The sequence below is a fragment of the Streptomyces sp. NPDC054834 genome (assembly GCF_053611185.1).
Genome location: NZ_JBSGZV010000021.1, coordinates 58,391 through 71,291 on the forward strand (window position 1 = coordinate 58,391; position 12,901 = coordinate 71,291).

Genomic DNA, 12,901 nt, shown 5'->3' on the forward strand with positions numbered 1-12,901 from the left:
TCCGGGTCGGCGAGATCTCCGCCGACGGGCCATGGGCCGGTCGCCACCGACGATCAACGCGTTCCCGGACCGGCTGCCGCCTCAGTGCGTCTGCGGCGTCAACTGCGCCTGCACCGTGGCCCCGTACCGTTCCGTGAGGTCGTCGACGTCGGCGGTGCGCACATGGGAGCCGCGGGCGATGCCGTACATCACGCCGAGCCCGAGGAGGCAGGAGACGGCCAGCTCGGCGCGCAGGGGTGCGTCGGGCCCGGGGAGGCGTTCGGCGAGGCGTTCGGTCACCTGGGTGCGGAAGTTGGCGCGCAGGACGTCGCCGCGGTCACCGTGCAGGGGTGCGAAGGCGATGCGCAGCAGCGGGTCGGCGCCGCGTTCGCGCTGGCTGTCCAGGAGGTGCCGGACCATGTGCCGGCCGAGCCGCTCCAGGGGAGCGTCCAGCAGGGCCGAGGCGTCGGTCTCGAAGGACATGACGCGGGCGAAGAGGGCGTCCTTGTTGCCGAAGTACTTCACGATCAGCGGCGGGCTGACACCGGCGCGTTCGGCGACGGCCTTGAGCGTGATGTCGGCGTGCGCGTGCCGGGCGAGGAGATAGCGGGCGGCGCGCAGGATGGCCGCCTTGGTCGACTCGGCGTCCCGGCGGGCGGGGGCGGTCCCGGCGGGGCCGGACGGGCCGCTCGCGGCGGTCATGCTTCCTCCAACGCCTCGTCGCGGGTGCCCCGGGCCTCGCCCGCGTCGGTCCGGGCGCGGCCGGCGGCGGGTTCGTCGCCGGGGATGGACAGCGCCGCGGCGCAGGCCGCGAGGGCGACGGCGCCGGCCATGGCGAACGCCAGGAGGTAGCCGTGCAGTGTGGGCACCGGGATTCCGCCGACCGGGCTGCTGTGGTGCACGAGGACGGCGGCGACGGCCGCGCTGGAGGTGGCCTGGCCAATGGTGCGCATCAGGACGTTCACGCCGTTGGCGGAGGCGGTCTGCCCGGCGGGGACGGCGCGCAGGATCAGGGTGGGCAGCGCGGAGTAGGCGAGGGTGGTGCCGGTGGCCACGACCGTGGCCCCCAGGATGATCATCCACAGGTCCCGGCTGTCGGCGATGCGCACGGCATAGCCGCAGGCGATGACGGCGGCCCCCAGGGCGAGTGTGATCCGCGGTCCGCGCGCCGCCGAGATACGGGCGGAGAGGGGCGAGAACAGCAGCATGGTGACACCGCCGGGCAGCAGGCACAGGCCGGTGGCGACGACCGACAGCTGAAGGCCGTAGCCAGTGGCCTTCGGTGCCTGCACCAGCTGCGCCGTGACCAGCGAGTTGGCGTAGAAGGCGAAGCCGGTCAGCAGGGCGGCGACATGGGAGAGGCCGACGCGCGGCCGGGTCACCAGCCGCAGGTCGACCAGCGGCCGTTCGGCGCGCAGTTGCTGCCACCACCACAGCGCCAGCACGACCACGGTGGCGGCGAACAGGCCGATGATCCGTGGACTGCCCCAGCCCCACTGCCCACCCTGGGACACCCCCAGCAGCAGGCAGATCAGCCCGGCGGCCAGCCCGAGCGCGCCGAGGACGTCGAACCGGCCCGGCTCCCGCACCGGCGACTCCTTCACCGCCCACCACACGGCCGCGACGCCGAGCGCGCCGAGGGCGCTGGTCAGCCAGAACATGGTGTGCCAGTCGGCGTACTGCACGACGAGCGCGGCGAGCGGCAGTCCCAGAGCGGCGCCGATGCCGACGGTCGAGCTCATCAGGGCGACGGCCGAACCCCGCCGCTCGGGCGGCAGTTCGTCCCGCAGGATGCTGATCGACAGCGGTACGACGGAGGCGGCGGCGCCCTGGAGCGCGCGGGCGGCGATGAGGACGCCGATGTCGGAGGACAGGGCGCACATCACGGAGCCGACGGTCATCAGCGCGAGGGACGCCGTCAGCACCCGGCGCTTGCCGTACATGTCGCCGGCCCGGCCGAGCACCGGGGTGAGGACGGCGCCGGCGAGCAGGGTCGCCGTGACCATCCAGGAGACGGTGGACGCCGACGCGCCGGTCAGCCGGGGCAGGTCGGGCAGCAGGGGGACGACGACGGTCTGCATGACCGCCATGAGGATGCCGCCGGAGGCCAGCACCGGGATGGTGAGGCGGTCCCGGAGGGGGCGGGCTATCGGGCCGGGCTGGTCCATCGGTGCTCCTGCGGGGCGGCGCGGACTGCGAGGTGAATTTCAATTCACCTTAGCGAGTGAATGGGTATTCACCAACTCGTTGCGCGGGGCGCCCCCTACCCCCGGGCGGCCGAGGAACGCGCGTGCAGCGCCCGGGCGGCCCTCGGTCCGAGCCACCGCTTGAACCGGCGCAGGACTTCCAACTGTCCGGCCGCCTTGTCGAGGTTGTAGTACAGCTGCGGCGGCACGTACGGCAGCAGGGGCGAGTGGCGCTGGCCGAGCAGGGCGAACATCTGGTGCGGGGGCAGGTCGATGTAGCGGGTCAGGTTCTCGTACCACTGGGCGCTGTAGCGGGCGGCGCTCTGCACGGACAGCAGTTCCGTCCGGCGTTGCCGCTCGTAGACGGCGAGGGCCTCGGGGCGTCTGCCGTACTCGCGCAGGACGTCCGCCAGGCAGATCGCGTCCTGGAGGGCGAGGGTGGTGCCCGCGCCGACGGAGTAGTGGGTGGTGTGGGCGGCGTCGCCGAGCAGGACGAGGTTGCGGCGGTACCAGGTGCGGTTGGTGAGGGTGCGGAAGGTCAGCCACTGGGCGCTGCCGTCGGCGGCGGAGCGGCCGATCAGGGGGTGGCCGTCGAGGATGCCGGCGAAGAGTTTCTCCAGCAGCGCCAGTCCGTCGGCCTCGTTCGCCCGGTCCAGGCCGAGGCCGGTGAAGGTCTCGGGGGAGCACTCGACGACGCAGGTGCTGTGGGTGTCGCTGTAGCCGTGGCCGTAGCACCAGATCCAGCCGTGCTCGGTCTCGGCGAAGGCGAAGGTGAAGGCGTCGAAGACCTGGGTGGTGCCGAGCCAGAGGTAGCGGTTGCGGCCGGCGGTGACGCGCGTGCCGAAGTGGTCGCGGTAGCGGTCGCGCAGCGCGCTGTGCTCGCCGTCGGCCACCACGACCAGGTCGGTGCCCGGGGGCACGGCGGTGACCTCGCTCTCGTACGCCAGCCGTACGCCCAGTGAGCGGGCGCGGTGGGCGAGGAGTTCGAGGAGCCGGTGGCGGCCGATGCCGAAGCCCTCGTCACCGCGGTGCCGGGTCGTCAGGTCCCGGACATGGGCGGCGCCGTCGCGCCAGCGCACCGAGTGCTCCTCGATCGCGAGCGCCGACACGGGGTCGTGCGCGTGCAGTTCGTCGAGCAGTCCGCGCCAGTACCTCACGCCCCAGCCGTAGGTCGAGCCCTCCGGATCGCGCTCGTGGACGGTGATGTCGTGGGACGGATTCTGGAGCTTGAGCAGGATCGCGATGTACAGGCCGGCGGGCCCGCCTCCGACGCATGCGACTTTCACGCGCACACCCCCTGAAAGTTACTCAAATCGGTCGATTGGCACCGCAGAGTAACAAAGACCGGATGATACGGCCGGGCTTCCGGATCGCGTCAGCTTGCGGTGGTGAGCCGCACCACTCGGACGGAGGGCCGCCGCGAAAGATCACTGGAAATGACGCCGCAAGGGGGAGGAATTTTCACCTCCGGGCCGCGGCGGCCGCTCGCACGGCAAGATCATCTTCGTTCAACTCTGTACGGCATGTTGGCAATTGTCCTGATCGTAGCCAACCCGATCCGGGGGATTTCTCCCGCTCTCGGGCGGACCGATAGGCATGCGGGGTCATCACCCGAACGCACCAGGAGGTCCCGCATGCCGGAACTCACCCGACGCCGCGCGCTCACCGCCGCGGCCGCCCTCACCGCCGCGGCCGGGGTCCGGGTCGTCGACGCGCCGGGCGCGTCCGCGGCCGAGCACCACCACGGCTCCCCCGAGGCCTTCGACGAGGTCTACCGAGGCCGTCGGATACAGGGCCGCCCGGCGAGCGGCGGCGGCCACCACCACGACCACGGCGGCGGATACGCGGTGTTCGTCGACGGGGTGGAACTGCACGTGATGCAGAACGCCGACGGCAGCTGGATCAGCGTCGTCAGCCACTACGCCCCGGTGTCCACGCCGCGCGCCGCGGCCCGTGCCGCGGTGGACGAGCTACAGGGCGCCGCGCTGCTGCCCTTCCCCGCCAACTGACCGCCCCAGCAAGGACATCCGGAGCACCGCGCACATGACCGTACGCAAGAACCAGGCCGCCCTGACCGCCGACGAGAAGCGGCGGTTCGTCGCCGCCGTCCTGGAGCTCAAGCGCAGTGGCCGCTATGACGAGTTCGTCAGGACGCACAACGCCTTCATCATGTCCGACACCGACACCGGCGAGCGGACCGGCCATCGTTCACCGTCCTTCCTGCCCTGGCACCGCAGATTCCTGCTCGACTTCGAGGGAGCGCTTCAGCAGGTGGACGCGTCGGTCGCGCTGCCCTACTGGGACTGGAGCACGGACCGCACGGCCCGCGCCTCGCTGTGGGCGCCGGACTTCCTCGGCGGCACCGGGCGGAGCCTGGACGGCCGGGTGACGGACGGGCCGTTCGCCGCCTCGGCCGGGAACTGGCCGATCAACGTCCGCGTGGACGGCCGTACGTTCCTGCGCCGTTCGCTCGGCTCCGCGGTGCGCGAGCTGCCGACGCCGGCCGAGGTCGAGTCGGTGCTGGCGATACGGACGTACGACATGGCGCCCTTCAACAGCGCCTCGGACGGCTTCCGCAACCACCTCGAGGGCTGGCGCGGGGTCAACCTGCACAACCGGGTCCACGTCTGGGTCGGCGGGCAGATGGCCACCGGAGTCTCCCCCAACGACCCGGTGTTCTGGCTGCACCACGCCTACATCGACAAGCTGTGGGCCGAGTGGCGGCGCCGGCACCCGGACGCCGGGTACGTGCCGGGCGGCGGAACGCCGGACGTGGTGGACCTGAACGAGACGATGAAGCCGTGGAACGACGTGCGTCCGGCGGACCTGCTGGACCACACGGCGTTCTACACCTTCGACAGCTGAGCGGGCCCCGCCCGAGCGGAGTCGGCCGTGATCAGGCTTCGACGGCCGTACGGCACTCCGGATGGCCCCAGCCCTGCGCGTTCTTGGCGATGGACTCGCCGGCCGCGTAGGAGCGGCCGCACACACAGCGGCCCGGGAATTTCGCCTTGATCGTGCGGGAGGACGAGCCGCCGCCGGTGCCGCGGGGCTCCTTCCTGCGCGGCGCCTTGGTCACCGGGACGTCGGGCGAGGGCGGCGGCTCCGGGGAGCCGAGGTCGCTGCCCGCCGCGCTCTGCGCGGTCGCCGCCTGGCTGGCGGCGCGGTCGGCGAAGTCGTTCAGCGGGTCGCCGTCGACCTGGTGGGCGGGCACGTAGCGGAACTCGACCGAGCGGCCGTCGAGCAGCTCGTCGATGCGGACCACCAGGTCCTGGTTGGCGACGGGTTTGCCGGCAGCCGTCTTCCAGCCCTTGCGCTTCCAGCCGGGCAGCCAGGTGGTCACTGCCTTCATCGCGTACTGGGAGTCCATCCGGATCTCCAGCGGCACGCCCGGGTCGGTGGCCGCCAGCAGGCGTTCCAGCGCGGTGAGTTCGGCGACGTTGTTGGTGGCGGTGCCCAGCGGGCCGGCCTCCCAGCGGGCCGGGCTCCCGGCGTCGTCGGAGACCACCCACGCCCAGCCCGCCGGACCGGGGTTCCCCTTAGAAGCCCCGTCGCACGCGGCCACAACTCGTTCACGCATGGCCCCGATCATGCCACGCCCGCACCAGCCTCCCGGACCGCCCTAGGAGACGTCCGTGGTCTTCGGCATCTCGCCCCGCGCGGTCGTGATGTCGATCACCGAGAAGTTCGCGCCCTGCGGATCGCCGATCGCGGCGAAGCGGCCGAAGGGGCTGTCCATCGGGCCGAACCGCAGGACACCGCCGAGCTCGGTGGCGCGGGCGACGGCGGCGTCGCAGTCGCCGACCGTGAAGTAGACGTTGACGTACGAGGGCACCTCGGGCGGGAACTCCTCCCCCATCCTCATCCGGCCCAGGACGGTGTCGTCGCCCACCCTGAACAGCCGGAAGTCGACGTTGGCGTCGTCGATCTGCTGCATGGCGTAGGGGAAGACCGCCGACAGGAAGGCGTCCGTCCGCTCCGGGTCCCGGGTGAAGAACTCGGCCCAGCAGTAGGCACCGGGCACCGCCGTCGCCTCGAAGCCCTCGTGGGTGCCGCCCTGCCAGAGCCCGAACACGGCACCGGCGGGCTCACGGGCCAGGCACATCGTGCCGAACTCGCCGACCTGCATCGGCTCCATCAGCACCTCGCCACCGTTCTCGCGGATCCTCTCGGCGGTCGCGGCGGCGTCCGCGGAGGCGAGGTACAGGCACCACTGCGACTGCCCCTCCTGCCCCGGCATCGGCGGCACCACGGCCGCCACCGCCTTGCCGTCCGCATAGGCCTGCGTGTAGTTGCCGTACTCCGCCGACGACTCGCCGAAGGTCCAGCCGAGGACGTCTCCGTAGAAGCTCTTGGCCTGCTCGACGTCACCGAACATCGCATCGGTCCAGCAGGGGGTTCCCTCAGGTCGTACGGCCATGATCGTGGCCTCTCCCGTGCGACGGACTCTCCGGAACCTCACGCTAGTCACCCTCCGGGCGGCCCGCGCGCCGAACCCGCCCGGCCGCCGGAGACTGGGAGGAGACGGCGGCCTTCGGCGGGACGGGGCACGGGATGACGGACGCGACGGGGACGGGTTCGGCGACGATGCGGGCGTGGTCGGTGGTCCGCCCGGGGCCGGTCGAGGGCGATCCCCTGCGGCTCGTGGAGCGGCCGGTGCCGGTGCCCGGGGACGACGAGCTGCTGGTCCGGGTACTCGCCTGCGGGGTGTGCCGCACCGATCTGCACGTCACCGAGGGTGATCTGCCGGTGCGGCGGCCCGGCGTGACCCCGGGACACGAAGTGGTCGGTGTGGTGGCGGGTACCGGGGCGGCGGCCCGGGACTTCACGGTGGGCGAGCGCGTGGGCGTGGCCTGGCTGCGGCGGACCGACGGTTCCTGCGTCTACTGCCTGCGCGGCGCCGAGAACCTGTGCCCGGCCTCGGAGTACACCGGCTGGGACGCCGACGGCGGCTACGCCGAGTACACGACCGTCCCGGCCGGATTCGCCCACCGGCTGCCCGGCGGTCTGGACGACGCCGCCGCGGCGCCGCTGCTGTGCGCCGGGATCATCGGCCACCGCGCGCTGCGGCGCACCGGGCTGCCGCCGGGCGGCCGGCTCGGGCTGTACGGCTTCGGGGGCAGCGCCCACCTGTGCGCTCAGGTGGCGCTGGCGGAGGGTGCCACCGTGCACGTCCTGACCCGGGGCGAGGCCGCCCGGCGGCTGGCGCGTGAACTCGGCGCCGCCTCGGCGCGCGACGTCCACGACCCGCCGCCCGAGCCCCTGGACGCCGCGATCCTGTTCGCGCCGGCCGGCGACCTGGTCCCGGTGGTGCTGCGCGCCCTCGACCGGGGCGGGGTCCTGGCGGTGGCCGGCATCCATCTGAGCGATGTCCCGCCGCTGCACTACGAGACCGAGTTGTTCTACGAGAAGGAGCTGCGCAGCGTCACCTCCAACACCCGCGCGGACGCCCGGGAGTTCCTGGGGCTGGCCGCGCTGCACGGGGTCCGGGCGCGGACGCACGCCTATCCCCTGTCACGGGCCCCACAGGCCCTGAGGGACCTGAAGGCCGGCCGTTTCGACGGGGCGGCGGTACTGGTCAACGACCTCTCCTGAAGCCGCCGCCACACTCGCGCACGCCCGGACACGGAAGCGCGTGCCCGGCGCGCGATCACAACACACCGCCCCATTCGCCCCGAACGGCAGGTTTGCACCACCGAGGCATGAAACCGCCCCTTTCGCGCCGTACCCGGCACCTCACCACTGCTGTTTGGCTTGTCCCCGCACACGATCACCTCGCTCACCACCCACCGATCCGGCCACCCCTGTTCAGCTCCCGGGAGGGAAAGTGTCCGCACCGGACAGCGCCACCGGCTCCGCCGTCGACGAACCCGCCCCCGATCCCGCGGCCGACGGGCAGTTCACCAGTCTGAGCACCCGGGCGGCACGCCAGCTCGCCACCACCACCAAGTCCGAACCGCAGACGCAGGCCATCACCTCGCGGTGGCTGCTGAAGTCGCTGCCGTGGGTGGACGTCAAGGGCGGCACCTACCGGGTCAACCGCCGTCTTCAGCTGAGCACCGGCCGCGGCCGGGTGCACTTCGAGCACAACGGCGCCGACGACATCAGGGTCATCCCCGAGACACTGACCGAACTGCCGGCCCTGCGCGGCTACGAAGACCTCGACGTGCTGCGGGAGATCGCCGGCCGGTTCCAGCCCCGCGAGGTGCGGGCCGGCCAGGTCCTGTTCGAGGCCGGGCAACCGGTCACCGAGACCTACCTCGTCGCCCACGGCCGGTTCATCCGCTACACGAACGGAAAGTACGGCGACGAGGAAATCCTCGGGGTGGTCTCCGACGGGGCCCAGATGGGGGACGAGGCCGTCGGCCAGTCCGACCCCCTGTGGCTGGGCTCGGTGCGGGCGGAGACCTCGGGCGTGGTGCTGGCGCTGCCGTGGGCCGTCGTCACCGAGTTCACCGAGCGGGTGCCCTCCCTCGCCGCACACCTTGCGGCGTACGTCGAGCGGAACCGCAGGCCCATGAACCGCAAGGGCGAGGCGGACGTCCCGGTGCAGGCCGGCCACGTGGGCGAGCCGACGCTGCCCGGCGGGTTCGTCGACTACGAACTCAGCCCCCGCGAATACGAGTTGTCCCTCACCCAGACCGTGCTGCGGGTCCACACCCGCGTCGCCGACCTCTACAACAACCCGATGGACCAGACCCAGCAGCAACTCCGGCTCACCATCGAGGAGATCCGCGAACGCCAGGAGTGGGAACTGGTCAACAACCGGGAGTTCGGGCTGCTGCACAACACCGACTACAGCCAGCGCATCAGCACCTTCACCGGCCCGCCCGCCCCGGACGACATGGACGAGCTGCTCTCCATGCGGCGCAAGACCAAGCTGTTCCTCGCCCACCCCAAGGCGATCGCGGCCTTCTTCCGGCAGTGCAACCGGCGCGGTCTGGTGCCCGGCACCGCGACCGTCGACGGACACGAGGTCCCCGCCTGGCGCGGGGTGCCGATCTTCCCGTGCGGCAAGATCCCCGTCACCGAGCAGCACACCACCAGCATCCTCGCGCTGCGCACCGGAGAGGCGGACCAGGGGGTCGTCGGCCTCTACCAGACCGGCATCCCGGAGGAGCACCAGCCCGGCCTCAACGTCCGCTTCATGGGCATCGGCACCGCCGCGATCATCAACTACCTCGTCACCGCCTACTACTCGATGGCCATCCTGGTCCCCGACGCCGCGGGGATCCTCGAGAACGTCCAGATCGGCCGGACGGCCGAGTGACGGCCCGGAGCACCCCATGAGCGCACCTCCCACCTCCCTTCCGCTGCCCGGCCCGCCGAATCTCGCCCGGTCGGTGCGGGCCCGGCGCACCGGAGCGATCCCCGGGCTGCTGTACCGGCCCGCCGCGCCCGCCGACCCGGAGCAGGCTGCGGAGGTCGACCGCCGGCTGGAGGCCTGGGCCCGGAGTCTCGACCTGTTCCCCGCGTCCTGGACGGGGGACTTCGCCGGGTTCCAGTTCGGCCGGGCCGTGGTGCTCCAGCACCCGGGCGCGGCCGACCTGGAACGCCTCACCGTCGCCGGCAAGCTGCTGCTCGCCGAGAACATCGTCGACGACTGCTACTGCGAGGACCGGGGCGGCTCCCCGCGCGGGCTCGGCGGCCGGCTGGTCATGGCCCAGTCGGCGATCGACCCGTACCACGGCACCCCCGAACTGGAGCAGGAGTGGCGGCACGGCATGCGGGCCGACGGTCCGCTGCGCTCGTACCACTTCGCCCTCAAGGACTTCGCCGTCCTCGCCACGCCCAGCCAGACCACCCGCTTCACGCACGACATCGCCCGACTGCACCTGGGCTACCTCGGTGAGGCCGCCTGGGCGGAGACCCGGTACGTGCCCCGGGTCTGGGAATACCTCGTGATGCGGCAGTTCAACAACTTCCGTCCGTGTCTGTCGATCGTGGACGCCGTGGACGGCTACGAACTGCCCGAACAGGTCTATGCCCGGCCAGAGATCCAGCGGATCACCGCCCTGGCCTGCAACGCCACCACCATCGTCAACGACCTGTACTCCTTCACCAAGGAGCTGGCGAACGACCCGACGCACCTCAACCTGCCCCAGGTGGTCGCCGCGAACGAGCGGTGCGGGCTGAAGGCGGCCTACCTGAAGTCCGTCGAGATCCACAACCGGATCATGGCGTCCTTCGAGGAGGAGTCGGCCCTGCTGTCCGCCACCTCGCCGCTCGTCGAGCGCTACGCACAGGGCCTGGCCGCCTGGGTGTCCGGCAACCACGAATGGCACGCGACCAACAGCCACCGCTACCACCTGCCCAACTACTGGTAACCCCCCGCCGACCCCGTGTCAGACACACCAGTGAGGAGTCACTGTTGACCACCGCCCCCGTCGCCGGCACCACGCCGGTCCCGGTGCCGACCCAGTCCACGTACCAGAACCGCGTCGCGGACTACTGGAACGCCGAGGAGAACCCGGTCAACCTCGAACTCGGGAAGATCGACGACCTCTACCACCACCACTACGGCGTCGGTGAAGCCGACTGGTCGGTGCTCGACGAGCCCGACGCCGCCCTGCGCCGGGAGCGGGTCACCGCCGAACTCCACCGCCTGGAACACGCCCAGGCCGAGCTGCTCGCCTCCCACCTCGGCCCGCTCTCGGCCACCGACCGGGTCTTCGACGCGGGGTGCGGCCGGGGCGGCGGCAGCGTGGTGGCGAACCTGCGGTACGGCTGCCACGCCGACGGCGTCACCATCTCCGCCAAGCAGGCCGGGTTCGCGAACGAGCAGGCCCGCAAGCGGGGCATCGACGGCAAGGTGCGCTACCACCACCGCAACATGCTCGACACCGGCTTCCCCTCCGGCGCCTACGCGGCCTCCTGGAACAACGAGTCCACCATGTACGTCGAGCTGGACCTGCTGTTCGCCGAGCACGCCCGGCTGCTCGGGCGCGGCGGACGCTATGTGGTGATCACCGGCTGCTACAACGACACCTATGGGCAGGCCTCGCGCGAGGTGTCCCTGATCAACGCGCACTACATCTGCGACATCCACCCCCGGTCGGCGTACTTCCGGGCCATGGCGAACAACCGCCTGGTGCCGGTCCATGTGCAGGATCTGACGGCGGCCACGATCCCGTACTGGGAGCTGCGCAAGCAGGCCGACCACCTGGTCACGGGCATCGAGGACACGTTCCTGAAGGCCTACCGCAACGGCAGCTTCCAGTACCTGCTGATCGCGGCCGACCGGGTCTGAGCCCGGGCGGTGGGGCGGGCGTGCCGTCAAAACCCTTCGACAGCACGCCCGTCGACCGTTGGAATGGGGCCCGTGTGTGCCATGAGAATGCGCGCGGACGAGGTCGACGTCGACGTCCCGCTCGTCCGCCGGCTGATCGCCGGCCAGTTCCCCGCGTGGGCGTCGCTGCCGGTGCGGCGCCTGGAGTCCTCCGGAACCGAGAACGCCATGTTCCGCCTCGGCGCGGACAAGATCGTACGGCTCCCCCGGCATCCCGGTGCCGTGGACGACGTGGCGCACGAGCAGCGCCGGCTGCCCCTGCTGGGGCCGCGGCTGCCCGTGTCCACGCCCGAGCCGATCGGGCGGGGCGGCCCCGGCGCGGGCTTTCCGTGGCCCTGGTCGGTGTACCGCTGGCTGGAGGGACGCAATCCGGTCGCCGGGGAGCTCGAGCAGCCCGAGGCGCTCGCCCGTGATCTCGCCGGGTTCGTCCGCGCGCTGCGCCGGATCGACCCGGCGGACGGGCCGCCCCAGCACCGGGGCGTGCCCCTGGCGACCCGCGACGCACCCACGCGGGACGCCATCGCCCGGCTGGCGGACCGGGGCATCGACACCGCCGGGATGACGGCCCGGTGGGAGGAGGCCCTGCGGGCCCCGCGGCACACCGGGGCGCCCGCCTGGGCGCACGGGGACCTGTCGCCCGGCAACGTCCTGGTCGTGGACGGGCGGCTCAGCGCGGTGATCGACTTCGGGACCGTGGGAGTGGGCGATCCGGCCGTCGATCTGATCGTGGCCTGGAACCTGCTGCCCGCGTCCGCCCGCGGCACCTTCCGCGAGGCCGTCGGCGCCGACGACGCGCAGTGGGCGCGCGGGCGGGGCTGGGCGCTGTCGATCTCGCTGATCCAGCTGCCGTACTACTGGGAGACCAACCCGCCGCTCGCGGAGAACTCCCGGCACGCGATCGCGGAGATCCTGGCCGAGTGAGGGCGGGCCGCCCACCGGGGGCGGCCGGCGCGTCGGTCACTCCCCCGCGTAAGCCTTCTCCAGTTCGGCGACGTCGAGCTTTCCCATGGACATCATGGCCCGGGTCGCACGGGTCGCCTTCTCCTGGTCCGGGCCGCCGATCATGTCGATCAGCCGGTCGTAGACGACCTGCCAGGAGAGGCCGTACCTGTCCTTGAGCCAGCCGCAGGGGCCGCCCTCGCCGCCGTTCTCGGTGAGCTTGTTCCAGTAGTGGTCGATCTCCTCCTGGTCCGAGCACATGATCTGGAAGGAGACGGCCTCGTTGAACGTGAACTGGGGGCCGCCGTTGAGCGCGACGAACTTCTGACCGTTGGCCGTGAACTCGGCGGTCAGTACCGAGCCGACCGGGCCCGGAACGGCCTCGTTGCAGCGGGTGATCCGGCCGATGCCGGCGTTCTTGAAGACCGAGACGTAGAAGTGGGCGGCCTCCTCGGCCTGGCCGTCGAACCAGAGACACGTGGTGAATCCGTCGGTGGTCATGAGCACC

The 12,901-nt window shown here is 71.9% G+C and carries 12 protein-coding genes and 1 pseudogene; 7 read left to right on the forward strand and 6 right to left on the reverse strand.

The annotated features are described in order from the left end of the window. Positions 1–81 precede the first annotated feature (81 nt). The 3 genes from ACWGJM_RS26420 to ACWGJM_RS26430 form a co-directional block, all read right to left on the reverse strand. Entirely contained in the window at positions 82–681 is a 600-nt protein-coding gene (locus ACWGJM_RS26420; protein WP_453414193.1) for a TetR/AcrR family transcriptional regulator, read from the reverse strand. After that, on the reverse strand, positions 678–2,147 hold the full coding sequence (locus ACWGJM_RS26425) for an MFS transporter (RefSeq protein ID WP_453414194.1): 1,470 nt from the start codon (positions 2,145–2,147) through the stop codon (positions 678–680). The genes ACWGJM_RS26420 and ACWGJM_RS26425 overlap by 4 nt, the downstream gene beginning before the upstream one ends. A gap of 95 nt (positions 2,148–2,242) precedes the next feature. After that, on the reverse strand, positions 2,243–3,457 hold the full coding sequence (locus ACWGJM_RS26430; protein WP_453414195.1) for an FAD-dependent monooxygenase: 1,215 nt from the start codon (positions 3,455–3,457) through the stop codon (positions 2,243–2,245). A gap of 342 nt (positions 3,458–3,799) precedes the next feature. On the opposite strand from ACWGJM_RS26430, the gene melC1 reads away from it, so the two are divergent. Then, complete coding sequence (gene melC1, locus ACWGJM_RS26435) at positions 3,800–4,174, forward strand: apotyrosinase chaperone MelC1 (RefSeq protein WP_453414196.1); 375 nt, start codon at positions 3,800–3,802, stop codon at positions 4,172–4,174. 34 nt (positions 4,175–4,208) lie between these two features. Next, positions 4,209–5,030 (forward strand): tyrosinase MelC2, encoded by an 822-nt coding sequence (melC2, locus tag ACWGJM_RS26440; protein ID WP_453414197.1) that lies wholly within the window; start codon positions 4,209–4,211, stop codon positions 5,028–5,030. 31 nt (positions 5,031–5,061) lie between these two features. On the opposite strand, the gene ACWGJM_RS26445 is transcribed toward melC2, so the two are convergent. Continuing rightward, complete coding sequence (locus ACWGJM_RS26445) at positions 5,062–5,757, reverse strand: ribonuclease H family protein (RefSeq protein WP_453414198.1); 696 nt, start codon at positions 5,755–5,757, stop codon at positions 5,062–5,064. A 30-nt stretch (positions 5,758–5,787) separates the two neighbouring features. Then, positions 5,788–6,585 carry a VOC family protein gene (locus ACWGJM_RS26450; RefSeq protein ID WP_453414199.1) on the reverse strand — a complete coding sequence of 266 codons (798 nt, stop codon included), beginning with the start codon at positions 6,583–6,585 and terminating at the stop codon, positions 5,788–5,790. Between the two features lie 167 nt (positions 6,586–6,752). On the opposite strand from ACWGJM_RS26450, the gene ACWGJM_RS26455 reads away from it, so the two are divergent. From ACWGJM_RS26455 to ACWGJM_RS26475, 5 genes and pseudogenes are all read left to right on the forward strand, one after another. Continuing rightward, positions 6,753–7,760 (forward strand): zinc-binding alcohol dehydrogenase family protein, encoded by a 1,008-nt coding sequence (locus ACWGJM_RS26455; RefSeq protein WP_453414273.1) that lies wholly within the window; start codon positions 6,753–6,755, stop codon positions 7,758–7,760. Positions 7,761–7,992: 232 nt separating this feature from the next. Continuing rightward, positions 7,993–9,435 (forward strand): family 2B encapsulin nanocompartment shell protein, encoded by a 1,443-nt coding sequence (locus ACWGJM_RS26460; protein ID WP_453414200.1) that lies wholly within the window; start codon positions 7,993–7,995, stop codon positions 9,433–9,435. Further along, positions 9,410–10,492 (forward strand): annotated as a pseudogene (locus ACWGJM_RS26465) (family 2 encapsulin nanocompartment cargo protein terpene cyclase); the annotation flags it as partial. The gene ACWGJM_RS26460 and the pseudogene ACWGJM_RS26465, both read left to right, overlap by 26 nt. A gap of 44 nt (positions 10,493–10,536) precedes the next feature. Next, entirely contained in the window at positions 10,537–11,415 is an 879-nt protein-coding gene (locus tag ACWGJM_RS26470; protein ID WP_453414201.1) for a geranyl diphosphate 2-C-methyltransferase, read from the forward strand. Positions 11,416–11,502: 87 nt separating this feature from the next. Then, positions 11,503–12,375, forward strand: a complete 873-nt coding sequence (locus ACWGJM_RS26475) for an aminoglycoside phosphotransferase family protein (protein ID WP_453414274.1) — start codon at positions 11,503–11,505, stop codon at positions 12,373–12,375. Between the two features lie 36 nt (positions 12,376–12,411). Here the strand turns inward: ACWGJM_RS26475 and ACWGJM_RS26480 are convergent, their stop codons facing one another. After that, positions 12,412–12,894, reverse strand: a complete 483-nt coding sequence (locus ACWGJM_RS26480; RefSeq protein WP_453414202.1) for a VOC family protein — start codon at positions 12,892–12,894, stop codon at positions 12,412–12,414. Between the last annotated feature and the right edge of the window lie 7 nt (positions 12,895–12,901).

Bases quoted from the DNA above. Each gene is read 5' to 3' on its own strand.
- ACWGJM_RS26420 (WP_453414193.1), bottom strand. From the start codon at position 681: ATGACCGCCGCGAGCGGCCCGTCCGGCCCCGCCGGGACCGCCCCCGCC.
- ACWGJM_RS26425 (WP_453414194.1), bottom strand. From the start codon at position 2,147: ATGGACCAGCCCGGCCCGATAGCCCGCCCCCTCCGGGACCGCCTCACC.
- melC1 (WP_453414196.1), top strand. From the start codon at position 3,800: ATGCCGGAACTCACCCGACGCCGCGCGCTCACCGCCGCGGCCGCCCTC.
- melC2 (WP_453414197.1), top strand. From the start codon at position 4,209: ATGACCGTACGCAAGAACCAGGCCGCCCTGACCGCCGACGAGAAGCGG.
- ACWGJM_RS26445 (WP_453414198.1), bottom strand. From the start codon at position 5,757: ATGATCGGGGCCATGCGTGAACGAGTTGTGGCCGCGTGCGACGGGGCT.
- ACWGJM_RS26450 (WP_453414199.1), bottom strand. From the start codon at position 6,585: ATGGCCGTACGACCTGAGGGAACCCCCTGCTGGACCGATGCGATGTTC.
- ACWGJM_RS26455 (WP_453414273.1), top strand. From the start codon at position 6,753: ATGCGGGCGTGGTCGGTGGTCCGCCCGGGGCCGGTCGAGGGCGATCCC.
- ACWGJM_RS26475 (WP_453414274.1), top strand. From the start codon at position 11,503: ATGCGCGCGGACGAGGTCGACGTCGACGTCCCGCTCGTCCGCCGGCTG.
- ACWGJM_RS26480 (WP_453414202.1), bottom strand. From the start codon at position 12,894: ATGACCACCGACGGATTCACCACGTGTCTCTGGTTCGACGGCCAGGCC.